This is a genomic window from Polynucleobacter sp. UK-Gri1-W3 (assembly GCF_018881595.1).
Taxonomy (GTDB): domain Bacteria; phylum Pseudomonadota; class Gammaproteobacteria; order Burkholderiales; family Burkholderiaceae; genus Polynucleobacter.
The window spans coordinates 364868-387730 of the sequence record NZ_JACVQA010000008.1; the positions used below are offsets into that span (position 1 = coordinate 364868).

Genomic DNA, 22863 nt, shown 5'->3' on the forward strand with positions numbered 1-22863 from the left:
CATTTAAAAATGACATCAACAAAAAACGGTTATTTCATTAGCTTCGAAGGCATCGATGGCGCTGGCAAAAGTACGCATGTGGATGCATTTCGCAAGCTCATGCAAGAGCGTTATCCTGAAAAAGAAGTGGTCATGACGCGCGAGCCGGGAGGCACTTCTCTTGGCGAGCAACTGCGTAATCTGCTTTTAGAAGCGCCTATGAATTTAGAGACAGAGGCATTATTAATGTTTGCTGCACGTCGTGAGCATATTGCCCAGGTAATTGAGCCCGCTCTTGCCTCAGGCAAAATTGTGATCTCTGACCGCTTTACAGATGCTAGCTTTGCTTATCAGGGCGGGGGTCGTGGTTTAAGTTTGGATAAATTGAATGACTTAGAACGGTGGGTACAGGGCCGCTCCGATGGCTCGCTCTTACAGCCCAACTTAACGATCTTGTTCGATTTGCCGGGAGAGATTGCAGAAGCGCGACGCTCGAAGGTACGCGCTCCAGACAAATTTGAAAAGATGGATTTAGATTTTTTCGAAAGAGTTCGCCAGGAATACCTGCGTCGAGCTCGGAATGATTCAGAGCGCTTTCATTTAGTGGATGCCACTCAAACCCCTGAGTCCATATGGAATGGCTTGAAATTGATTCAGATTGCACTCTAAGTGAAACAAGAAAATCAAATAGCACCATGGCTCAAACCCCTATGGGAGGGATTGGACTTTGCCAACTTTCCTAATGCTATTTTGTTGCATGGCCAATCTGGGATCGGGAAATTTGCCTTTTCGGTAAAGCTTGCAAAGGCCTTGCTTTGCGAAAGCTCTGGCGCTACGCTAAAGCCGTGCAATCAATGTGAGGCGTGTCACTGGTTTGATACCGGAAATCATCCTGACTTCGTAGCCCTAGTACCTGAAACGCATCGCAAACTATTGCCTCATGCCGACTATGAGGGTGACGAATTACCCAAGAGAGGAAAGGCTAGGAGCGAGGATGACGGTGAAACAAGCGAAAAAAAAGAGAAGAAAAATATCTCGATAGAAGAAACACGTCACGCTATTGAAAATCTTTCCATTGGATCTCACCGCGGCGGCAACAGGGTCATTCTGATTTACCCATTGGAGATGTTGCGCCCAGACTCGGCTAATACATTATTAAAATCTCTTGAAGAACCTCCAGCAAATACTATTTTTATTTTGCTGGCTGATCGGGTCGATCGTGTCTTACCCACAATACGATCACGCTGCCGCCTCCTGACCGCTCCTCGCCCAGATCGCGAACAAGGACTGATCTGGTTGAAGGCCCAATTAAATCAAGTCAGCGGACTAAAAGCGAGCGATGCAGATATTGAGACTGTCTATGACGAACAAGGTGGGGCTCCCTTTTCAGTTCTCGATTCCCTTATTGCTAGGCACAACAAGGATGATAAGGACGAGCTGACCATATCAATCCAGGCTTCACGTTACTTACTCCAATCCATGGCTCAGGGTGTCAGAATAAATTGGCTCGAAACGGCCGAGAAGACCCATAAAGCCCAATATTCCTTTTTATTAGCCAGCATGCAGCGCTGGATTTCTGATTTGCAGTCCGTAAGTCAGGGCGGCAATCCGCGTTATTACCCCAAGCACTTATCAACCCTTCAAGGCTTATCAAAAATGGTCAATGCCCAAAAATTGCTCCAGTTTTGGAAGTCGCTTATTCAGGCTCGCCGTCACGAAAACCACCCTTTAGCCAACAGAATCCAGTTAGAGGCATTGCTTTCTCAATATCAGCAGATTTTTGGAGCATAAAACCAGCTTAGGCAGTCTAAAATAGCGAGTCATGTTTATAGACTCCCATTGCCATCTCGACTTCCCGGAATTTCAATCCCGCTTACCAGAGGTATTGAGCAATATGCAATCCGCCAAAGTAAGTCACGCTTTGTGCGTCTCGGTTGATTTGCCTGACTTTCCAAATGTATTGAAGTTGGCGCAGGATCATCCAAATTTGTATGCATCAGTGGGTGTCCATCCCGATTATGAAGACACCCCAGAGCCAACATTTGAATTTTTGGTGGAAACGGCTCTCAAGCACCCCAAAATCGTCGCTATTGGCGAAACAGGGCTTGATTACTTCCGAATGGGAGATCGCAGCTATGAGTCTATGGAATGGCAGCGAGAGCGTTTTAGAACCCATATTCGGGCTTCGATTGCCTCAAAGAAGCCTTTAATCATTCACACCCGGTCAGCATCTGAAGACACGATCAAGATCCTCAAAGAGGAGGGCGCCCAGCAAATTGGTGGGGTGATGCATTGCTTTACAGAGTCTTACGAAGTTGCAAAGGCGGCGATAGAAATGGGGTTTTTCATCTCTTTTTCGGGGATTGTTACCTTCAAGAGTGCTAAAGATCTCCAAGAAACTTGCAGGCAGGTACCTTTGGATCGAATGCTGATTGAGACAGATTCGCCTTACTTGGCTCCAATTCCATATCGCGGCAAGACTAATGAGCCCGCGTGGGTTTCTAAGGTTGGTGAATTTGTAGCCGATCTTAAAGGGGTTTCTGTTGAGGTCCTTGCAAACAAGACATCAAATAATTTTTATGAATGTTTTCAAATAGATAGACAATATTCATGATAAATATGTTTAATAAGAAAGCATTTGTCTTAGCCATATTATTTAGCTTCAGTGGCTTTGCTGTAGCGCAATCAGACGAGCAAGTAGCAGAATTTGCTAAAGCAGCCAAATTTAATGATGTTTCGACCGTTAAAGCACTTGTTTCCAAGGGTGTGAGCCCGAATATCATGGATCCAAAGGGCGAATTAATGCTCAATCTGGCTATTAGAGATAAATCCAATGATGTTATTTTATTTTTACTGACAAATAACGCTACTGATGTTGATATCTCCAATAAGTTTGGTGAAACTCCGCTCATGATTGCATCGATTGATGGCAATTTACCGGTTGTCAAAGCGCTAGTGCAAGGCAGGAAGGCCAAGATAGACCATATAGGCTGGACTCCATTACATTACGCCTGCGCTAAGGGTAATTTAGAGATTGCCCAATACTTAATCTCTAATGGGGCAATTATTGATTCGTTAAGCCCAAGTAACACAACTCCATTGATGATGGCGGTTCAATCCGGTAATGAACAGTTAGTTAAGTTATTGCTAGAAAAAGGTGCCGATCTTCAAGCACGTAATTCTCTTGGGCTGTCTGCAATTGATATCGCCATTATTTATGAGAAGCCTTGGATTGCAGAAGGCTTGAGCGCACGTTGGTTAAAGCTTTATAAGAAACCGTATGTTGTCCCAAAGAGCGTTGGCCAGCCTAAGTCCTAATATATCTATTTGCGTATAATCATTATTATGTCAAATAAGATATCTTTGTCAAATTAATCCCCCTTGCTCCCATGACAATTAGCTTTCTCCATGATCACAATATCCCTGTTATTGATCTGTTTCAGAATGCGGATTTACCCAGCTTGTACACGCTCTTTTCCGAGATCAACACGGATATGGGAAATAGCCAAATCTGGATCGTATTGATATTAGCCTGTCTAATGCTCACTTTTCATGGTGTGGCAGTTCTGATGATTGCTAGTGCATTTCATGGGCTGGATAAGAAACTAGAAAATAAGCGTATCTATGGTGCTAATTTTCTGTCGTATTTCATCGCTATTCTATTGATCATTGCCACTCACTTTATTGAGATCATTGCCTGGGCCTATATTTGCGTAGCCTTAAAGGTATTTGCCACCAACCCGCAGACCTTTTACTTTGCTGGCGAGATGTACACAACTGTGGGATATGGGGATTACACGCTTTCAGAGCGCTGGAGAATTCTGCCAATCATCATCTCATTCTCAGGGATCTTTGCTGTATCCATGTCTGGTGCAGCTCTTTACTCAATGATGGGCGCTTTACTAAATCGACCAATTCAGAACCCAAAATCAGGATCTGGCTTTTAGGGCTATGGCTTTGTTCCGACTGGAACGGGATTCTTCTGTTTAAAAACAAGCTCAAGCACCCTACCACTGGACTCAACAGACCGAATACGTCCAGGAAGCCATTCCAGGTCTTTTGCTAGCCAGATATCAACTTGACGCTTGTATGGATCATTTTCACGCTGCATTAAGGCATAGTGGCGATTAACGGCTTTACCAAGACTAGGAATATCCTCCGATATAGTCTCGCCATAACTTTTGAAGTTCCACAGCTCTAAGGTGTTGTAGTCAACCACTGGGATTGCCCTTATCGAGCCTGCTTCATCCATTTTGCTATCGCCATTTAATAACGAAGCCAGTTGAAACATCAGGCTAAAACGGTCCTGAGTTCCCCGTAGTAACGCAGGAGTGAACTCGGGCTTTTCTGAAAAGAACATCTGCCCTTCCCCTTTTTCATTACGATCAAAGCGAGAATAGCGGGGTGTCTTTGTACCGCGTTGCGTCCAGTAAATGCTGGGAGCAATTCCATAGGAATCTACGGTTCCGCGGGATTCAAAAACAAATGGGCCTACAAATGCATAGGGAATGTTGACGTAGAGACGATAGTTGTTAGCTTCAACAATCCAATCAATCTCACCAGTTTGGAGCTTTTGCCCGTCGAGATAGGCATCGTAATAAATAATCCCCGATTCCGGCAGCTTAAAAGCAACCCCCGATTGATTATTGGATCCACCCTGCTCTCCATCAATATTGGATTTGAGCTCCTCGGAAAGATTGCTTGATGTAGTTTTTTTTGGGACTCTTTTTGCGGCTTTTGCCATCTGAATTTTTTTAGGCGGCTCGGCCTTTAATTCAGTTTTGATAATTAAATCTTCTGCGATAGGCGGAGCTACTGAATATGAAATAAAGGGTAAACCGAAAAACAAAAAGAGATGACCCGCTAAAGACAGCAGCAAAGCTGCGAGAATAATTCTCAGAGAATTGATCTTGGGCGGTTGAAAGAAATGTTTTCGCCCTACTCTCAGACTCAGGGCAAGCTCTCTAAAAGGCGGCTATTTTTCGGAAGATTTGCAGCAAGGAAGTCCATCTGATCAGCTAGTATATTGCGACCTTTTAGAATCATATCTTCGTAAAGACTAGGTAAATATGGCGTATACAGCAAAGTCATGCCAGCCTGTTCTGGCGTGCAATTACCTTTTCTTTGATTGCATGGCCTGCAGGAGATAACCAAATTCATCCAGCTATATTTGCCACCACGACTATTGGGAATGATGTGCTCAGCCTCTGCCTGATTTTCTTGAATCGCATCACCGCAATAAGCGCAAAGTCCGCGGTCACGCTTGAAGAGCTTGTGTTTTGTGATAACGGGCACAACATCAAATAAATTTATTTTGGCGCTACCCTTCACTGCAATAATGGAGTGAAGCTCAATGAGGGATTGTTTTCCAGTAGAGCGAGAAATGCCGCCTCGCATTTGAAAAATAGGATCGCCTAGAGTCCACAACACACTATTGTCAGCATATTGTTTGGTAGCCTCTTCTGCGTTCACCCAGCCCTGAGGTATTCCACCTGCGTCTAATTTCAAGATGCTCAGCACAAACTCCCCTTTCTAAACGGCGCAAATGAGCTGCAGCCGTTTAGACCATCTTACAGAAGAAGCAAGCGGCAATCAATCTACTACTGAGAGATAAACTTTAAGATCCTGGGTAAATGATCTGGATAGTCTGCGATACCATGATCACTTCCTTCTAGGACCAATTGTTCGGCACCTTGGTAAAAATCAACCATTTCCTGCCAATCTAAGAGTTCATCGCCTTTTGAGGCTAACAGAAAGTAACGTGCGGGATTGCTAATTACTTCAACCTGAAGTGACTTCAATTCTTCGATATATTCTGGTCGAAAATCATAAGGCTCATTTGTATCGTAAGACGTTAGCATTCCAACATGCGAAGCTAATTCCTTAGGCGCCCATACTGCCGGGTTTAGTGCTACAGCCTTGCAACCATATTTTTCAGCCAAATAATTTGCGTAGTAGCCGCCCAAAGAAGATCCAATAACTACCAGACGATCATGCTTTGATTCTTCAATATGCTCAATAACCTTATCCATACTAGACTTAGGTGAAGCAACCAGTTGGGGGCAATACCAATCTATTGGATTTTCAACTGTAGATAAGGCCGCAATAGCTTCACCAGTCATAACGGCCTTGCTTGATCTTGGTGAAGAGCGAAAACCATGCAAATAAACAATTAAAGTCGATGGCATAGGGCTATCTTAGGCCTTTTGTCCGATTTCAAAATTCGCTAACTTCTCTAAGGCTCGAACCATTGCAGAGTGATCCCAGGCTTTACCGCCATGTGCGGCGCAAGAGTTAAATAACTCCTGCGCAGTCGCAGTGTTAGGCAAAGAAACACCAAGAGCCCTGGCGCTACTGAGAGCAAGATTCAGATCTTTCTGGTGTAACTCTATTCTGAAACCTGGATCAAAGGTACGCTTCACCATTCTTTCGCCATGCACTTCTAATATCTTAGAGCTTGCAAAACCACCCATTAAAGCTTGACGCACTTTTGCAGGGTCTGCGCCAGCCCTAGAAGCAAATAAAAGAGCCTCAGCTACTGCCTCAATATTTAAAGCAACAATAATTTGATTGGCAACCTTTGCGGTTTGGCCATCGCCATTTCCACCCACCAGATTAATATTTTTACCCATCAAATCAAATATAGGCTTCACTTTCTCAAAGACCTTCTCATCTCCACCAACCATAATAGAAAGGGTTGCATTTTGGGCGCCTAACTCACCACCAGATACCGGAGCATCTAGGTAATCGCAGCCCAAAGCATTAATTTTCCGAGCAAACTCTTTAGTGGCAATTGGTGATATGGAACTCATATCAACTACGATCTTGCCTTTAGACAGGCCAGCGGCAATTCCCTTATCACCAAACAATACTTTTTCAACATCTGGTGTATCTGGCACCATGGTGAAAATAATGTCAGCTTTACTTGCAACCTCTTGAGGTGAGGCGCATTGCACAGCAGATGAAGAGGCCAACGCTTCTGGCACCTTGCTGCGAGTATTGATAAACACCTCATGTCCAGCATTTGCAAGATGGCCGGCCATAGGTCCACCCATTATTCCCAAACCAATAAAACCCAGCTTTAGTTGATTACTCATTTTGTCTCCGTATCGTATTTTTAATTTAATTGCTGTTAAGCGCTTTAATCCAACCTAATCCAGCTTCAGTATTTGATGCGGGTTTATATTCACAGCCGATCCAACCTTTATAGCCAATCTGATCGATAAACTGAAAGAGATGAGGGTAATTAATTTCCCCAGTTCCCGGCTCATTGCGACCCGGGTTATCCGCTAATTGAATGTGAGCAATTTTTGAAAGATTTGCTTCTATAGTTTTGCAGAGCTCACCTTCCATTCTTTGGGCATGATAAATATCGTATTGAATGAACAAATTATCTGAGCCCACTTCATCAAGAATATCAATGGCTTGCTGTGTCTTAGATAAATAGAAACCTGGAATATCAAAGGTATTAATTGGCTCAATAAGAAGTTTGATATTCGCTTTTTTAAGCTCGGCTGCTGCGTAACGCAAATTGGAAGCAAAGGTTTCTTTAAGCGAGGCAGCATCCACATTAGCGGGAATCTTTCCCGCTAAACAATTTAACTGTTTTACATCAAGCACTTTTGCATATTCAATTGCCTTTGCAACGCCAGCCTTAAATTCAGCAACACGATCTGGAAGGCATGCTATGCCTCTCTCGCCTGCATCCCAATCGCCAGCTGGTAAATTATGGAGAACTAGCTGAAGATTATGCTGCTCTAATTTTTGCTTAATTTCTTGAGCTGAAAATGCATAAGGAAAAAGAAACTCAACGGCCTGAAATCCAGATTTAGCCGCTTTTTCAAATCGATCCAAAAATAAGGTCTCATTAAATAGCATGGTCAAATTTGCGGCAAATTGTGGCATTTCAAATCCTTATAAACAGAATCAGGCGTTACATTGGGAACGATGATCTTAACAAAAGTTATCTAATTAAGCCTCGCTATTAAAAATCAGGGCAATAGACCATTTACGCCCCTAAAAGTAGGCTAAGATTGGATCTAGTAGCTTTTTATATAAGGAAAATAATGAAAACAAAATATGCCCCAATTGCCTTGGTTATTACAGCCCTATTTGCGGGATCTTCCGCAGCCATTGCCCAATCAATGCCATCGTCAAGCACAGCTAAGCCAGCAGTGATCGATGCTGCCGTCACCGATAATCGTTATCAGCTTTATGAAGGTGAAGTAGTCAAGATTGACAAAAAGACTCGCACCATTACCTTTAAGAATAAAGAGGGTGAATCTAAATTTGTTGCAGGTCCTGATATCACTAACTTTGCCCAAATCAAAAAAGGCGATCGCGTAAATGTAAATTACGAGCTAGCCGTAGCTATCGAACTCATTAAGACCAAGAGTGATGGTGTTCGCTCTAAGGTGGAGACCAACACAGTAACCAAATCCAAGGCGGATGAGAAGCCATCTGAATCGATTACAAACAAGACAACCATTGTTGCCGACATTGTGGAAGTTAATCGTGAAAAGAAATTGGTTTCTGTTAAGGGTCCAAGCGGGAAGATCACTACAGTGACTGTGAAGAACCCTGCTCTTTTGGCAGATATCAACGTAGGTGAGCAAGTTAAAGTGATTTACTATGACGCTATGGCTGCATCCATCACCACCCCTAAGAAGTAAGTCATAAATTGATACAGCTATTACTGGGCATTCAGGCGGCTATTTCGGCGCTGTACTATTTAACTGCACCTTTCCCCCTGAGTGTGCCGGTAATTGTATTTTGGCTTCTCAATACTTTCAGCATCCTCTTATTGCTGAAAAACTACAGCGGATTAGTTGGGCAGCTTTCGTCAAATTTAAAACGTTATCGACTCGTATTTACCGCAACCCTAATCATTTCCGAAATTATTATTAATGTCACCGCCGAAAACTACCAGGTGGATAACCTACATGGTTTAATTAGCGACACTGAGGTGCTATTCACCGGAATGACGCTTGGGGTCCTGTGGCACTACGAAATTACCAACAAATTCAAGAAACCGTTTTAAGTTTTTCGCAGCTTTGATATTAGGATGCTTGCATTAGAGCCTCCAAACGCAAATGAATTACTCATTGCAAGAGGAATATTTAAGTCGATCGACTTAAGTGGAAGGTAGTTAAGATTGCATTCCGGATCTGCAATGTCTAAAAAAGCAGTCCCTGGAGCAATATTGTTCTGCAATGCCTGAAACGTAATAACCAGCTCTAATGCGCCCGCCGCACCTAAAGTATGGCCATGAATTGCTTTGGTGGAGCTGATAGCAGTCTTTTGTGCGGCATCTAGTCCGAATGCAGATTTAATGGAGTTTGTCTCTGAAATATCGCCTACGCCTGTAGCAGTTCCGTGAGCGTTAATGTAAGCAATATCCAATGCATTAACTTCTGCCTCCGCCATAGCGGCTTTCATGGCTTTGGCCTGGCCTACTGAGTCTGGTCTGGTAATGTGAATCGCATCAGTGGTTGCGCCATACCCAACGATTTCACCAAGAATGGTTGCCCCTCTATTAAGCGCGCTGTCTAGTGACTCTAAAACTAGGGCAGCCGCACCCTCACCTAGAACAAAGCCACTCCGATTTTTTGAAAAGGGTTTGCAGGAGCCGGCAATATTTTCTGGGTCAGGCGTTGCAAGAGTCCGTAAAGCCTCCCATGCTTTAATGGGTCCGGCATTAAAAAGGCTTTCAGATCCGCCGGCAATCGCCCTATCGCAAATCCCATACTTAATACTTCTAAATGCTTCTCCAATAGCGTGACTTGAGGATGCACATGCAGTCGAATAGGTTAAGGATGGGCCTCTAAAGCAGGTTTGCATCGACAACAATCCAGCCGATCCGTTAGCCATTACACCAATAACAGTAAATGGACGAACGCGCTGCTTATCATTCTGATAGATTTCTTGATAGGCGCCATCAAGGGTGTTGGAGCCGCCAAAACCTGTTCCCCAGAAAATACCGCTCTTATCTAGATCATCCTCACTTAGATTTCCTAGGCCCGACTGTTGTAGCGCCTCTTTTGCCACAAGCCATGCCAGATGGGCGGTTCTATCGAACAAGCCCAGAGAGGTTGCATCCAGATCAAAATCCAGCCTTTCTTTAATGGCAGAAGCGCAAGGGAGATCAACAGGGATAGCAGTTGGTGAAATGAAGCTTGATATGCCGGATTTGCATTCAATAGCTTTCTGAAATTGAACGCCGGCACCTACTCCAAGTCCTGAAACGGCGCCTAGGCCAGTTACAACGACTCTTCTAATGTCATTCCCGCTCAATGAGTTGGCTTCGCAGTATCAAGCAAAGCGGCAACCTCCGCCAAGGTATCTACTTTCGCATCCTCATTGGGTATGCGTACATCAAAGTGGTCCTCTAGATCAAAAATGAGTTCAATCTTTCCAAGGGAATCAACGCCAAGACTTTCTAGGGTGGTGTCCGGACCCAACTCTTCAATTTTTTTATCAAACTTTTGAGAAACCAGTTCCATAAGCGTATTAAGGGTGTTTGACATTATTGCTTTCTCTTTAATTCCTGCAAAAGCTGATTATCTCTATGAAGCAATGTTAGGTAGCGTGATTCCGATACCAGCAGTAATAGCTTGGTCTTGTAACGCTGTCTTTGTAAAATTTCAATAAAGAAAATAGCGACGCCACCAAATAAAAGATTAATTACGAATCTTTCCGCTTCTTCTGGTGTCAGGGAAAAAACCCCAAAGGGAGGTACAAAATACAAATTGGCGTAAATACTTGAGACTAGGATATAAATGCTTGCTGTTATATAACCAAAAAAGTAGGCCAGTACAGTAGCGGCAAAAAAATAAAACTTATAAGGATGGGCGCCATAAAAATTAGAGCCCATCACATGCATCCACGCGCTAATGATCACAAAGGAGGAGAAAGCCCAAATCAGCGCCTCAAGTGCGCTGTGAGATGACCAATTATTGGCATTTTTGATAATCATGACTAGCTTTGTCTCTAATGGGTCTAAAATTATGAGTTATGAATGACCTTGCACATAATGATAATAGCAGCCCGTTGATTGTACTATTCCATGGTCTTTCCTCATCTCCTATGGAGTTCAATTTCCTAGCCTCCCAGCTTACCGCAGCAGGCTATAGGGTAAATACCCCAACTATTCCAGGGTATACCTTTGGCGACAAGGCGAGTAGTTGGAAGTTTTGGCTTAGCGAAGCAATCAAGCATATAGAAGGATTGCAGAAAACTGAATCCAAGCCAATATCCCTGGGCGGAATTTCCCTGGGGTCCACATTGGCTCTGGCTGTTGCATCAGAGCTCAATGATATTTTGGGTGTAATGGCCCTCTCAACCACTCTGAAATACAACGGCTGGGCCGTTCCCTGGTATCGACACCTCATTCCGTTGGGAATGATGCTTGGGTTGGGTGATCGCTTCAAATATAAGGAGCGAGATCCCTTTGGCATTAAAAATCCGCAAATTCGAGCTTACATTAAAAGAGTGCTTTCGAGCCAAGAGCTGTCAGCCGTTGGTGGTTCGTATATGTCTTTGAGACATATGCATGAGGGCAATAAGCTTTGTAAACATACGATTGAAAATCTTTCGCAAGTTGGCTCCTCCATATTAACAATTCATGCAATTGATGATGAAATTGCCAATGTACTGAATCCGCAAATGGTTGGAGATCTATCAAGCGCAACACTATTGAGGCAGGTATTCCTGGGAAACAGTTATCACATGATTACCGTTGATAATGAGAGGGAGACTGTTGCGGCGGAAGCTCAAAATTTTCTGGATTTAATCTATGGAAAAATTAAACCCATACCAGAAGAAGAGAAAATTGTGGCCCCTGAATTACAGCGTTTTTTGAGAAATCTCAACAGAATTGATTAAATTAGCATCGTTGAGCCCAATCACGCAGGGCTCAGGCATTTAGGAGACTTGAAGTGGATTCATTCATTCCCTACTTACTCTCCCCCCTAGTCCTGCTTGCGCTCAGTATATGGGAGCGTAAATACCCCCTATATGCATATGAAGCAGATAGTGCTTGGCGTATACGCCTTCTGATTTATGCGATTCTTGGTATAGCTGCCACAGCCCTTGTTGGCCTTTTAGTTGAGCCCTACCTACACGATATAAGTCCATTTACTCGAATCTCAGAATCATTGAATGCCAGACCTAGCTGGCTAAGTGGGTTTTACGCCTATCTACTGATCACTTTTTTTGTCTACTGGTGGCATCGCTATCGACACTACAACCATTTTGCATGGAAAGTATTTCATCAAATCCATCACAGCACTTATCGCCTCCAGGCCTTCACGGCTTTTTATGCTCACCCCTCTGACTTTATTGCCAATGTATTAATCATTAGCTTGGTGAGCTATGGAATACTGGGTTTGAATATTGAAGCCGCCTCTTGGGCTACTTTGTGGGTTGCAGTGTTTGAATATTGGGAGCATACAAACATCCGCACGCCTCATTGGTTGGGATATTTTGTAGTCCGCCCTGAAATGCATCGCATTCATCACGAGCGCAAACAACATCGCAATAACTATGGCTTACCGATCTGGGATATGGTGTTTGGTACCTATGAGAATTCCAGCCGACCAGTGAAATGTGGTTTTGATTTAAGCCAAGAAAAGAAGGTTGCAGAAATGCTTGCTTGCAAACAAGTTGAATAAAAAAAGCCCCCAATTAAGGGGGCTTTTTAATTGTCTTGGCGGAACGGACGGGACTCGAACCCGCGACCCTCGGCGTGACAGGCCGATATTCTAACCAACTGAACTACCGCTCCAAATACATCGCGTAACGCAACATCATACATCTTTACTGCAACCAGAAGAATCTGGCGTCCCCAGGGGGATTCGAACCCCCGTACTCACCGTGAAAGGGTGATGTCCTAGGCCTCTAGACGATGGGGACCTGGACTAAAACTAACTACTATTGTTTTAAATGCTTGGTGGAGATAAGCGGGATCGAACCGCTGACCTCTTGCATGCCATGCAAGCGCTCTCCCAGCTGAGCTATACCCCCGAAATCTCGCGATAAAACTACAAGACACTCAAAACAATCCAAGATTTTATCCTATTTTTGTGCAGGTGCGCAAATTCCTTACTGAATTACCTTGGAGAGCCTCTTTACAACCTCTTCCTTACCCAAAACTACCAATACAGAATCAATGGCTGGCGTCTGTGTGGTGGCAAATAATGCGTATCTGACAGGCATTGCTAAAGCAGGCATTTTAATTTGATATTTTGCTAGCACTTGCTTAAAAACAGCAGCATATGCCTCTTTAGTTGGCTCAGCCGCAGAGATGCCATCGGTTAAATCCTTCAATGCAGGAATAACGGCATCAGCAATATTTTCTTTAATTTGATCTGCACTTAAATTAGGAGCCGGCGAGTAAAACAACTTGGCCCCTTCAGCAATTTCAATCAAAGTATTGGCGCGATCTTTTAGCAATCCAACAACCTGCACAAAGTCTGGACCAGATTCAGTATCCATACCAAGTTGATGTGCAAATGGTTTTGTTGCTATCGCTAATTTAGCTGGATCTGCGTTTTGAATGTATTGGTGATTTAACCAAAGTAATTTTTCCGGATTGTGTTGCGCTGGTGAGCGCCCTAAACTTTCTAGGTCAAACCAATCCACAAATTGTTCTTTGGTAAACACTTCAGCATCGCCATGAGACCACCCAAGGCGTGCCAGATAATTGAGGATGGCCTCAGGTAGATATCCTACTTTTTGGTAATCGCGCACACTCATCGCCCCATTGCGCTTGCTCATCTTTTCGCCGGAATCATTTAGTACCGTTGGCAAATGGGCATATACAGGCGGTATGCCACCAAGCGCCTTCATGATATTGATTTGCCTAGGTGTATTGTTCACGTGATCATCACCCCGAATGACATGGGTAATATTCATATCCATGTCATCTATCACTACGCAAAAGTTATAAGTAGGCGTTCCATCTGGTCTGGCAATCACCAGATCATCAAGCTCATCATTGCTGATTTCTATTTGACCTTTGACGGCATCATTCCAAATGACGGACCCGCCAATTGGATTCTTAAAACGAATGACCGGACTCACGCCTTCTGGAACGGGAGGTAATACCTTTCCAGGTTCGGGCCTCCATAGGCCGTTATAGCGAGGCTTTTCTTTATTGGCCATTTGTTGATCACGCAGCCGATTGAGCTCTTCCTCACTCATGTAGCAGGGATAGGCTAATCCAGCATCCAGCATTTGTTTTACGACCTCACGATATCGATCAATGCGTTGCATTTGATAGATTGGGCCCTCATCTAAATCAAGGCCAAGCCATGCCATTCCCTCGATGATGACGTCGACCGCCTCTTGGGTAGAACGCTCTAAATCGGTATCCTCAATTCTGAGAATAAAGTCGCCTTTATTGTGGCGAGCAAATGCCCACGGATAAAGAGCGCTGCGAAGGTTTCCCAGATGAATAAAGCCCGTGGGACTAGGGGCGAATCGTGTACGAATATGCATAAATCACATTATCTCAGGTCGTGAATGATGGGACTAAATCTGAAAAAAAGTGGATACTTTGAGCTATGAACGAATTACTTGTCTTTATGTGTGATGGCGCCCCGGTACGCGGTGAGATTGTGTCAATTGGCAGCGCCTGGCAGGCTGTTTTAGAGCGTCGAAATGACCCCCCTGCCATCCGCCGCATTCTGGGCGACTTTGTAGGTGCAGCCACCCTTTTAAGCGCTAGTCTGAAATTTGATGGAACTCTGATTATTCAAGCCCAAAGCAAGGGCCCAATCCAACTGCTTGTGGTGGAATGTAAATCGGATTTATCGATGCGCGCGACGGTTAAGCTCTCGGTTGACCCTTCAGACATTGCCCTTGATGCATCCCTGGCAGACCTATTAGACGTAAGCTCCAGCGGAAGATTGGTTATTACCCTCGACCCTGCTGATCGTGAGCCTGGGCAAGCCCCCTATCAAGGTATAGTCGCCCTTCAGGACCATCAGGGATCCGTAATAAAGCCCGTTACCAGCGCTGCTGAAGCGATAGCGCTATATATGCAAAATTCTGAGCAGCTAGATACGCGTATATGGCTTGCCTCAAGTGACACCCATGTCGGTGGCTTGTTGTTGCAACGCTTGCCAAATTCAGGTGGCCATGCCCATTTGGACCCACAGATTGCTACTGAAGGTTGGTCGCGCATTCAAACGCTTGGCGAAACAATTACCAATGAAGAATTACTTACCCTCCCCCCAGAAACCATCTTAAGGAGGCTCTTTTTAGAGGAGTCCGCCGAGAATGGTGTGAGAAGTTTCCCCGCCATACCCATTCGCTTTGCATGTCGCTGTTCTCGTACCAAGGTTGCTGATATTTTACGAATGCTCGGTGAGCAAGAGGTTCAAAGCATACTGGCAGAACAAGGCGCCGTTGAGACCATTTGCGATTTCTGCGCAAAGCCCTATCGCTTTGATGCAGTTGATTGCTTGCAAGTATTTAAGACTGATTTATTAAGTGATGCTACAAGACCGCCATCCAGCGGTCATTAGACAATCATTGCTTTGTAGCTTGCGCATCTGATGATTTATCCGCTGGCAAGATTTGTACAAAAAACTCGCCCTCTTTGATTAAGCCATGCTCAACACGAGCACGCTCTTCAATTGCTCGAGTACCATCCTTGAGATCTTTCACATCCCCAGATAACTTGGCATTACGCAGAGCCAAGAGGCTATTTTTAGCCTCTTGAAGCTCCACCTGGCGCTCCATCTCATAAACTTTTAACCATCCACCCTTCCCCAGCCAAAGGGGGTACTGGATTGCTATTAGCAAAACCAGCATGGAGTAGATGACTATTCGCATATGCTATTCAATAAGCCGGAAATATCTCAAACAGAACGCTTGAGGTTATAAAAAACAGACTTGCCTGGGTAGGTAGCAACATCGCCTAAATCCTCTTCAATACGCAAGAGTTGGTTGTACTTAGCAATTCGATCAGAGCGAGATAAAGAACCAGTCTTAATTTGACCCGCATTGGTACCAACGGCAATATCCGCAATAGTACTGTCTTCTGTTTCGCCTGAGCGATGTGAAATTACCGCGGTGTAATTTGCACGTTTGGCCATTTCAATAGCAGCAAACGTTTCGGTCAAGGTACCAATCTGGTTAATCTTGATCAAAATAGAGTTAGCTATTCCCTTGTCAATTCCTTCTTTAAGGATGCGGGTGTTAGTAACAAATAAATCATCGCCAACCAACTGGATGTTCTTACCAAGTTTTTTGGTGATGTCGGCCCAACCATCCCAATCGCCTTCGTGCATACCATCCTCAATCGAAACAATTGGAAATTGATCCGCTAAATTACCGAGGTAATCAGAAAACTCACTTGAGCTTAGTTGCAAGCCTTCGCCTGACAAGTGATATTTGCCGTCTTTGTAGAATTCGCTAGCCGCACAATCTAAGGCCAGCACTACATCTTCACCAGCCTGATAGCCAGCACCTTCAATGGCCTTCATGATGGTCTGCAAGCACTCGTGATTGCTCTTAAAGTTTGGAGCAAAACCTCCCTCATCGCCTACTGTGGTTGGCATGCCTTGAGCGCCCAAAATTTTCTTCAATTCATGGAAAATTTCTGCGCCACAACGCAATGCATCGCGGAAGTTTTGTGCGCCTACAGGCATCACCATGAACTCTTGTATATCTAGGCTGTTATTGGCGTGTGCGCCGCCATTAACAATATTCATCATTGGTACTGGCAACTGCATACCGCCTGAGCCACCAAAATAGCGATACAGAGGCAAACCAGCTTCTTCAGCAGCCGCTCTAGCAACCGCCATAGATACAGCCAAAGTGGCATTGGCACCTAAGCGAGCTTTATTGTGCGTGCCATCCAATTCAATCAGGGTGCGATCTAAAAAGGCTTGTTCGCTAGCATCCAATCCTAGAATGGATTCTGCAATTTCAATATTGATATTTTGTACCGCCTTAAGAACTCCCTTGCCAAGATAACGAGATTTGTCGCCATCACGCAACTCAATCGCTTCACGCGATCCTGTGGATGCTCCAGAAGGTACGGCAGCACGGCCCATAACGCCAGACTCAAGCAAAACATCGCACTCAACTGTTGGGTTGCCGCGTGAATCCAGAACTTCTCTACCGATGATGTCAACAATGGCGCTCATGCACCTTCTCCTTAAAACTATATGAAATGGGGTTTAACTAATTTGCTTCAAGTTACACAAAGCTATCTTCTAAAAATGAACCAGCTGACTTTACAGCGCTGTCTATGGCTACTAATGACTCTAGGAGCTCTTTCATGCGATCCAATGGAACAGCATTAGGACCATCAGATAAAGCTTTTGCTGGATCTGGATGAGTTTCCATAAAGAGTCCACTAATACCTACCGCTACAGCTGCACGAGCTAGAACTGGTACAAATTCGCGTTGACCACCGCTTGAGTTACCTTGGCCCCCTGGCAACTGAACAGAATGAGTTGCATCAAAAACAACCGGTGCTTTTGACTCACGCAAAATTGCTAAGCTGCGCATGTCCGAGACTAGGTTGTTATAGCCAAAAGATGCGCCGCGCTCACAAACCATAAATTGATCAGCAAGGCCCTTTTCAGTGGCGGCTACACGTGCTTTTTCAATCACGTTGAGCATCTCATGCGGTGAAAGAAACTGACCTTTTTTAAAATTCACAGGCTTACCACTTTGAGCGCAGGCTCTAATGAAGTCGGTTTGTCTGCACAAGAATGCTGGGGTTTGCAATACGTCCACAACGCTAGCGACAGCAGTGATTTCACTGATATCGTGAACGTCGGTCAATACAGGAACATCGACTTGCTTTTTGACTTTAGCCAAAATCTCTAAGCCTTTATCCATTCCAAGACCACGAAAAGACGTGCCTGAAGAGCGATTCGCTTTATCAAACGAAGACTTGTAGATAAATGGAATCTTTAAAGCGGTAGTGATTTCTTTTAACTGGCCGGCGATATCAATAGCAGACTGCTCTGATTCAATAACACAAGGACCGGCAATCAAAAAGAAGCGGTGATCTAAACCAACATCAAAACCACATAGTTTGAATGTGCTCATATTCTTCCTTTATGCAGCCTGCTTCTCAGCAGCATTTTGATGCTCAAGTGCAGCACTGATAAACGCGGAGAACAGGGGATGACCATCACGCGGTGTTGAAGTGAACTCCGGGTGAAATTGCACGCCAAAGAACCAAGGATGAATTGAAGCTGGTAACTCCATCATTTCTGGCAACTCTTCATTAGGAGTTCTGGCAGAGATAATTAAGCCGGATTGCTCTAGCTGTGGCACGTAGGTATTGTTTACTTCATAACGATGGCGATGACGCTCATTTACTTCGGCGCCATAGATGCGGTGAGCCAAGGTACCCGCCTTAACCGGACAACGCTGCGAGCCAAGACGCATTGTTCCGCCTAAATCAGAATCATTGGTACGTTTTTCAACGTTACCTTCTCTATCGAGCCATTCAGTAATGAGGGCCACAACAGGTTGCTCAGACTGTGGGTCAAATTCAGTGCTATTTGCATTTGTAAGATTAGCTACATGTCGCGCAAATTCAATTACAGCCAATTGCATACCCAAACAAATTCCTAAATATGGAACGTTGTTCTCGCGGGCATAGCGAATAGCGGCAATCTTACCTTCTGTTCCGCGTTTACCAAAGCCACCCGGAACCAAAATAGCATCTAAGTTTTGCAAACAATCTACGCCATCTTTTTCGATGACTTCGGAGTCAATGTAATTAATATTGACGCGAGTATGTGTATGAATACCAGCATGTCGCAATGCCTCAATAAGTGACTTGTAGGACTCGGTTAACTCAACATACTTTCCGACCATGCCAATAGTCACTTCATGTTGCGGGTTTGCCATTTCATAAACTAAATTAGCCCATACAGATAAATCTGCTGGTTTAGCTTTGAGGTCAAGCTCGCGACTAATTAAATCATCCATGCCCTGTGCATGGAGCATCTCAGGAATCTTATAGATTGTGTCTACATCCCATACGGAAATAACCGCTTCTTCACGGACATTTGAGAAGAGAGAAATCTTTGCCCGCTCATCTTCAGGAATGGGTCGGTCAGCACGGCAAAGTAAGACGGTTGGCATAATGCCAATCTCGCGAAGCTTTTGCACTGAGTGCTGAGTAGGCTTAGTTTTTAACTCGCCTGCGCTATTGATGTAAGGCACAAGAGTCAAATGAACAAAGGCACAATCATGTATTGGCAAGCGCAAGCTCATCTGTCTTGCAGCCTCTAAAAACGGAAGTGATTCGATATCACCAACTGTGCCGCCGATTTCGCAAATGGCAACATCAGCCTTGCCATCATGACTTGCTTTTGCGCCCCGCTCTACAAAAGCCTGAATCTCGTTAGTGATATGTGGAATAACTTGCACTGTCTTACCAAGATATTCGCCACGACGTTCTTTACTAATCACTGATTCGTAAATCTGGCCAGTAGTGAAGTTATTGCTTTTACGCATCTTCGCCGAGACGAAGCGCTCATAGTGACCCAAGTCCAAATCAGTTTCTGCGCCATCTTCGGTAACAAAAACTTCACCGTGCTGGAGCGGACTCATGGTGCCCGGGTCAACGTTGATATAGGGGTCTAATTTTAGGAGGGTGACTTTCAGGCCGCGGGATTCGAGAATCGCGGCAAGCGAGGCAGCTGCGATTCCTTTCCCTAAAGAAGAAACCACACCACCAGTGACAAAAACGTATTTGGTCATCGCTTAAGCTCTGTTGGAAAAAGTAATTATAACGACAGAGAGACGTAAGCAATCAATTTCAAATTCGGTAACATGGCAAGAACATTCATTTATCTGAGCTAATTTAGACCATATGCGCCTTATATTTGCAGTCCTCCTCACCCTTCTATCCCTCTTTTATTTCCTACCTTTTGCGATTGCCTTCAGTAAGAAAAGGGCTAATTCCGGGGCTATTTTTGCCCTAAATCTCTTTTTGGGCTGGTCCCTCATTGGCTGGGTTGTTGCACTAGTGTGGGCAATGAAGGATGAGCAGACCCTGTAAGCAGCTAGGATTGGCTGCGCCTGAAGTGCAAATCTTGAGGTTAATTACGTAAAAACCCTAATATTTCTATTAATAGCCCATTTTTGAGCGAAATTAGGGCTTTAAACTCTTATATAAGACTTAAATAAGCAACTATAATTTGGACAATCGGGAGAAAATTCCCTTTTGGCCTTTCTATTGACCACTTTTACCTCATAGGAAACACAATGTTAGAAGCCTATAACGCCCAAGTTGCCGAACGTGCAGCCCTTGGAATTCCAGCTCTTCCTCTAACCAAAGACCAAACTGCTGATTTGGTGAAGTTACTGAAAAATCCTCCTGCTGGCAAAGAAGCCGAGCTTGTTGAATTAATTACCGACCGCGTTCCTGCTGGCGTAGATGAAGCAGCCAAAGTAAAAGCTGAATTTTTAGATGCTGTTGCCAAAGGCACAGAAAAATCTCCATTAATTTCCCGCATACGCGCTACCGAATTGTTGGGTACGATGCTCGGCGGTTACAACATTAAGCCATTAGTAGAGCTACTTTCTGACGCGGAATGTGGCGCAGCAGCAGCTGAAGCACTCAAGAAAACACTCTTGATGTTTGATTACTTTAATGACGTGCAAGAGCTTGCCGAAAAAGGCAATGCGAACGCTAAAGCAGTCATGCAAAGTTGGGCAAATGCAGAGTGGTTTACTGCTCGCCCTGCTGTACCAGAAAGTATGAAGCTCACTGTATTCAAAGTCACTGGTGAAACAAACACCGACGATCTTTCTCCTGCACCAGATGCATGGAGTCGTCCTGATATTCCATTGCATGCAACGATCATGCTAAAGAACCCGCGTCCTGGCATTGAGCCAGATGAGACTGGTGTTCGCGGACCAATGAAACAAATTGCTGCACTCCAGAAAAAAGGCAATCAAATTGCTTACGTTGGAGACGTGGTTGGAACAGGATCTTCACGTAAATCCGCCACCAACTCCGTTCTCTGGTGGACAGGTCAAGACATTCCATTCGTTCCAAACAAGCGTTATGGTGGTGTGTGCTTAGGCACTAATATTGCCCCAATCTTCTTTAATACTATGGAAGATTCAGGAGCGCTACCAATTGAATTAGATGTCTCCCAAATGAACATGGGCGATGAGATTGAGCTTCGTCCATACGAAGGCAAAGTATTTAAAAATGGTAGCGAGATCACGAGCTTTACATTGAAATCCCCAGTGATCTTGGATGAAGTCCGTGCAGGTGGTCGTATTCCTTTGATTATTGGTCGCGGATTAACTGCTAAAGCGCGTGCTGCCCTTGGATTACCTGCTTCTACTGAGTTCCGCTTGCCTGTTAATCCTGTGGACAACAAAAAAGGTTTCAGCTTGGCGCAAAAGATGGTTGGTCGCGCATGCGGCTTACCCGAAGGCCAAGGCGTTCGCCCCGGCACATACTGTGAGCCACACATGACTACTGTTGGCTCACAGGACACTACTGGTCCTATGACCCGTGATGAGCTAAAAGATTTGGCTTGCCTTGGCTTCTCATCTGATCTTGTAATGCAGTCCTTCTGCCACACTTCAGCTTATCCAAAGCCAGTAGATATTCGGACTCAACATGAACTGCCACCATTCATGACCAATCGTGGCGGGGTTGCCCTACGTCCAGGCGATGGTGTGATCCATAGCTGGTTAAACCGCTTACTCCTCCCAGACACATGCGGCACCGGTGGCGACAGCCATACACGCTTTCCAATTGGTATCTCCTTCCCTGCAGGTTCAGGCTTGGTGGCCTTTGCTGCCGCCACTGGTGTAATGCCGTTGGATATGCCTGAGTCTGTATTGGTTCGCTTCAAGGGCAAGATGCAACCTGGTATTACTTTGCGTGATCTAGTGAATGCCATTCCTTTGTATGCAATCAAGAAAGGTTTGCTCACCGTTGAAAAGCAAGGCAAAAAGAATATTTTCTCTGGCCGCATTCTCGAAATCGAAGGTCTACCTGACCTTAAAGTTGAACAAGCATTTGAATTGTCTGATGCTTCTGCTGAGCGTTCTGCTGGTGGTTGTACGGTTCACCTGAACAAAGAGCCAATCATCGAGTACATGACATCAAACATCACATTGATGAAATGGATGATTGCTAACGGTTACGAAGATAAGCGTACTCTTGGTCGCCGAATTAAAGCCATGGAAGCTTGGATTGCCAATCCACAACTTCTCAAAGCGGATGCAAATGCTGACTATGCAGAGATTATCGAAATTAATATTGATGAAATCAAAGAACCTATCCTTGCATGCCCTAACGATCCAGATGACGTCAAGATATTGTCTGAAGTAGCTGGTGACAAAATTGATGAGGTGTTTATTGGCTCATGCATGACTAACATTGGCCACTTCCGTGCAGCCGGTCAGGTTTTGCAGGGTAAGAAAGATATGCCAACCCGCTTATGGGTAGCACCTCCAACTAAGATGGATGCAATGGTTTTAATGGAAGAAGGCTACTACGGTATGTTGGGTGCTGCTGGTGCGCGTATGGAAAGCCCAGGCTGCTCACTATGTATGGGTAACCAAGCTCAAATCCGTAAAGGATCAACAGCCGTTTCAACCTCTACACGCAACTTCCCTAATCGCTTGGGTATTGATACTCGCGTGTATTTGGCTTCTGCTGAATTGGCATCTGTTGCAGCCCTTCTAGGTCGTCTACCTACTCCTGCTGAGTATTTAGAGCAAGTGAAGGCGCTTGATGCCAAAGCTGGTGATGTTTATAAATACATGAGTTTTGATAAGCTCAAGTCGTTTAGCGATGTTGCAGATACAGTAACGGTTTAATTGGGCATGACCCTCAGTCTTTAATGAGGCTGAGAAATAAAAAAG

At 44.6% G+C, this 22863-nt stretch carries 25 protein-coding genes and 3 tRNA genes; 12 read left to right on the forward strand and 16 right to left on the reverse strand.

What is annotated here, in order from left to right:
• The first annotated feature begins 9 nt into the window (after positions 1 to 9).
• From tmk to ICN36_RS09805, 5 genes are all read left to right on the forward strand, one after another.
• Positions 10 to 648 (forward strand): dTMP kinase, encoded by a 639-nt coding sequence (tmk, locus tag ICN36_RS09785; RefSeq protein ID WP_216228161.1) that lies wholly within the window; start codon positions 10 to 12, stop codon positions 646 to 648.
• Complete coding sequence (locus tag ICN36_RS09790; protein ID WP_216228162.1) at positions 649 to 1770, forward strand: DNA polymerase III subunit delta'; 1122 nt, start codon at positions 649 to 651, stop codon at positions 1768 to 1770.
• Between the two features lie 31 nt (positions 1771 to 1801).
• The gene (locus ICN36_RS09795) at positions 1802 to 2593 is read left to right on the forward strand and encodes a TatD family hydrolase (RefSeq protein ID WP_216228163.1); all 792 of its coding nucleotides are present in this window, start codon (positions 1802 to 1804) and stop codon (positions 2591 to 2593) included.
• Positions 2590 to 3297 carry an ankyrin repeat domain-containing protein gene (locus tag ICN36_RS09800; RefSeq protein WP_216228164.1) on the forward strand — a complete coding sequence of 236 codons (708 nt, stop codon included), beginning with the start codon at positions 2590 to 2592 and terminating at the stop codon, positions 3295 to 3297. Before ICN36_RS09795 ends, ICN36_RS09800 begins: the two co-directional genes overlap by 4 nt.
• A 71-nt stretch (positions 3298 to 3368) precedes the next feature.
• Positions 3369 to 3926, forward strand: coding sequence for an ion channel (locus tag ICN36_RS09805; protein ID WP_216228165.1), 558 nt, complete (start codon positions 3369 to 3371; stop codon positions 3924 to 3926).
• A 2-nt stretch (positions 3927 to 3928) separates the two neighbouring features.
• Here the strand turns inward: ICN36_RS09805 and ICN36_RS09810 are convergent, their stop codons facing one another.
• The 5 genes from ICN36_RS09810 to hyi form a co-directional block, all read right to left on the reverse strand.
• Positions 3929 to 4723, reverse strand: a complete 795-nt coding sequence (locus ICN36_RS09810) for a DUF3108 domain-containing protein (RefSeq protein ID WP_255531290.1) — start codon at positions 4721 to 4723, stop codon at positions 3929 to 3931.
• Positions 4724 to 4929: 206 nt separating this feature from the next.
• A complete protein-coding gene (locus ICN36_RS09815; RefSeq protein ID WP_216228166.1) occupies positions 4930 to 5499 on the reverse strand; it encodes an HNH endonuclease in 570 nt (189 codons plus the stop codon).
• 80 nt (positions 5500 to 5579) lie between these two features.
• Positions 5580 to 6167 (reverse strand): YqiA/YcfP family alpha/beta fold hydrolase, encoded by a 588-nt coding sequence (locus ICN36_RS09820; RefSeq protein WP_216228167.1) that lies wholly within the window; start codon positions 6165 to 6167, stop codon positions 5580 to 5582.
• A 9-nt stretch (positions 6168 to 6176) separates the two neighbouring features.
• On the reverse strand, positions 6177 to 7076 hold the full coding sequence (gene glxR / locus ICN36_RS09825) for a 2-hydroxy-3-oxopropionate reductase (RefSeq protein WP_216228168.1): 900 nt from the start codon (positions 7074 to 7076) through the stop codon (positions 6177 to 6179).
• Positions 7077 to 7101: 25 nt separating this feature from the next.
• Positions 7102 to 7884 (reverse strand): hydroxypyruvate isomerase, encoded by a 783-nt coding sequence (hyi, locus tag ICN36_RS09830; RefSeq protein ID WP_216228169.1) that lies wholly within the window; start codon positions 7882 to 7884, stop codon positions 7102 to 7104.
• Positions 7885 to 8045: 161 nt separating this feature from the next.
• On the opposite strand from hyi, the gene ICN36_RS09835 reads away from it, so the two are divergent.
• Both ICN36_RS09835 and ICN36_RS09840 read left to right on the forward strand, forming a co-directional pair.
• The gene (locus tag ICN36_RS09835) at positions 8046 to 8651 is read left to right on the forward strand and encodes a hypothetical protein (protein WP_216153009.1); all 606 of its coding nucleotides are present in this window, start codon (positions 8046 to 8048) and stop codon (positions 8649 to 8651) included.
• Positions 8652 to 8659: 8 nt separating this feature from the next.
• Entirely contained in the window at positions 8660 to 9019 is a 360-nt protein-coding gene (locus ICN36_RS09840) for a hypothetical protein (RefSeq protein ID WP_216228170.1), read from the forward strand.
• On the opposite strand, the gene ICN36_RS09845 is transcribed toward ICN36_RS09840, so the two are convergent.
• The 3 genes from ICN36_RS09845 to ICN36_RS09855 are packed head-to-tail and all read right to left on the reverse strand — an operon-like array spanning position 9016 to position 10954.
• Positions 9016 to 10272: a beta-ketoacyl synthase gene (locus tag ICN36_RS09845; protein ID WP_216862077.1), complete on the reverse strand. Its 1257-nt coding sequence runs from the start codon at positions 10270 to 10272 to the stop codon at positions 9016 to 9018. The two genes, ICN36_RS09840 and ICN36_RS09845, sit on opposite strands and share 4 nt — an antisense overlap.
• The gene (locus tag ICN36_RS09850; RefSeq protein WP_255531291.1) at positions 10269 to 10505 is read right to left on the reverse strand and encodes an acyl carrier protein; all 237 of its coding nucleotides are present in this window, start codon (positions 10503 to 10505) and stop codon (positions 10269 to 10271) included. The genes ICN36_RS09845 and ICN36_RS09850 overlap by 4 nt, the downstream gene beginning before the upstream one ends.
• Positions 10505 to 10954 carry a DUF4118 domain-containing protein gene (locus tag ICN36_RS09855; protein WP_216153006.1) on the reverse strand — a complete coding sequence of 150 codons (450 nt, stop codon included), beginning with the start codon at positions 10952 to 10954 and terminating at the stop codon, positions 10505 to 10507. Before ICN36_RS09855 ends, ICN36_RS09850 begins: the two co-directional genes overlap by 1 nt.
• A 38-nt stretch (positions 10955 to 10992) precedes the next feature.
• On the opposite strand from ICN36_RS09855, the gene ICN36_RS09860 reads away from it, so the two are divergent.
• The gene (locus ICN36_RS09860; protein WP_255531292.1) at positions 10993 to 11862 is read left to right on the forward strand and encodes a carboxylesterase; all 870 of its coding nucleotides are present in this window, start codon (positions 10993 to 10995) and stop codon (positions 11860 to 11862) included.
• Positions 11863 to 11915: 53 nt separating this feature from the next.
• Positions 11916 to 12650 carry a sterol desaturase family protein gene (locus tag ICN36_RS09865; RefSeq protein WP_216228172.1) on the forward strand — a complete coding sequence of 245 codons (735 nt, stop codon included), beginning with the start codon at positions 11916 to 11918 and terminating at the stop codon, positions 12648 to 12650.
• A gap of 36 nt (positions 12651 to 12686) precedes the next feature.
• On the opposite strand, the gene ICN36_RS09870 is transcribed toward ICN36_RS09865, so the two are convergent.
• The 4 genes from ICN36_RS09870 to gltX all read right to left on the reverse strand — a co-directional run bounded on the left by ICN36_RS09870 (position 12687) and on the right by gltX (position 14478).
• Positions 12687 to 12763 (reverse strand) — tRNA-Asp (locus tag ICN36_RS09870).
• A gap of 52 nt (positions 12764 to 12815) precedes the next feature.
• Positions 12816 to 12891 (reverse strand) — tRNA-Glu (locus ICN36_RS09875).
• A 35-nt stretch (positions 12892 to 12926) separates the two neighbouring features.
• Positions 12927 to 13002, reverse strand: a tRNA-Ala gene (locus tag ICN36_RS09880).
• A 78-nt stretch (positions 13003 to 13080) separates the two neighbouring features.
• Positions 13081 to 14478, reverse strand: a complete 1398-nt coding sequence (gene gltX / locus ICN36_RS09885) for a glutamate--tRNA ligase (RefSeq protein WP_216228173.1) — start codon at positions 14476 to 14478, stop codon at positions 13081 to 13083.
• A 65-nt stretch (positions 14479 to 14543) separates the two neighbouring features.
• On the opposite strand from gltX, the gene ICN36_RS09890 reads away from it, so the two are divergent.
• On the forward strand, positions 14544 to 15509 hold the full coding sequence (locus ICN36_RS09890) for an Hsp33 family molecular chaperone HslO (RefSeq protein WP_216228174.1): 966 nt from the start codon (positions 14544 to 14546) through the stop codon (positions 15507 to 15509).
• A gap of 4 nt (positions 15510 to 15513) precedes the next feature.
• Here the strand turns inward: ICN36_RS09890 and ftsB are convergent, their stop codons facing one another.
• The 4 genes from ftsB to ICN36_RS09910 are packed head-to-tail and all read right to left on the reverse strand — an operon-like array spanning position 15514 to position 19725.
• The gene (gene ftsB, locus ICN36_RS09895) at positions 15514 to 15819 is read right to left on the reverse strand and encodes a cell division protein FtsB (RefSeq protein ID WP_216152813.1); all 306 of its coding nucleotides are present in this window, start codon (positions 15817 to 15819) and stop codon (positions 15514 to 15516) included.
• A 26-nt stretch (positions 15820 to 15845) separates the two neighbouring features.
• On the reverse strand, positions 15846 to 17138 hold the full coding sequence (eno, locus tag ICN36_RS09900; RefSeq protein ID WP_216228175.1) for a phosphopyruvate hydratase: 1293 nt from the start codon (positions 17136 to 17138) through the stop codon (positions 15846 to 15848).
• A 52-nt stretch (positions 17139 to 17190) separates the two neighbouring features.
• Positions 17191 to 18054 (reverse strand): 3-deoxy-8-phosphooctulonate synthase, encoded by an 864-nt coding sequence (gene kdsA / locus ICN36_RS09905; protein WP_216228176.1) that lies wholly within the window; start codon positions 18052 to 18054, stop codon positions 17191 to 17193.
• A gap of 9 nt (positions 18055 to 18063) precedes the next feature.
• Entirely contained in the window at positions 18064 to 19725 is a 1662-nt protein-coding gene (locus ICN36_RS09910) for a CTP synthase (RefSeq protein ID WP_216228177.1), read from the reverse strand.
• Between the two features lie 112 nt (positions 19726 to 19837).
• Between ICN36_RS09910 and ICN36_RS09915 the strand changes: the two genes are divergently transcribed.
• Both ICN36_RS09915 and ICN36_RS09920 read left to right on the forward strand, forming a co-directional pair.
• Positions 19838 to 20026 carry a superinfection immunity protein gene (locus ICN36_RS09915; RefSeq protein ID WP_216228178.1) on the forward strand — a complete coding sequence of 63 codons (189 nt, stop codon included), beginning with the start codon at positions 19838 to 19840 and terminating at the stop codon, positions 20024 to 20026.
• 206 nt (positions 20027 to 20232) lie between these two features.
• On the forward strand, positions 20233 to 22818 hold the full coding sequence (locus ICN36_RS09920) for a bifunctional aconitate hydratase 2/2-methylisocitrate dehydratase (RefSeq protein ID WP_216228179.1): 2586 nt from the start codon (positions 20233 to 20235) through the stop codon (positions 22816 to 22818).
• The last annotated feature ends 45 nt before the right edge of the window (positions 22819 to 22863 follow it).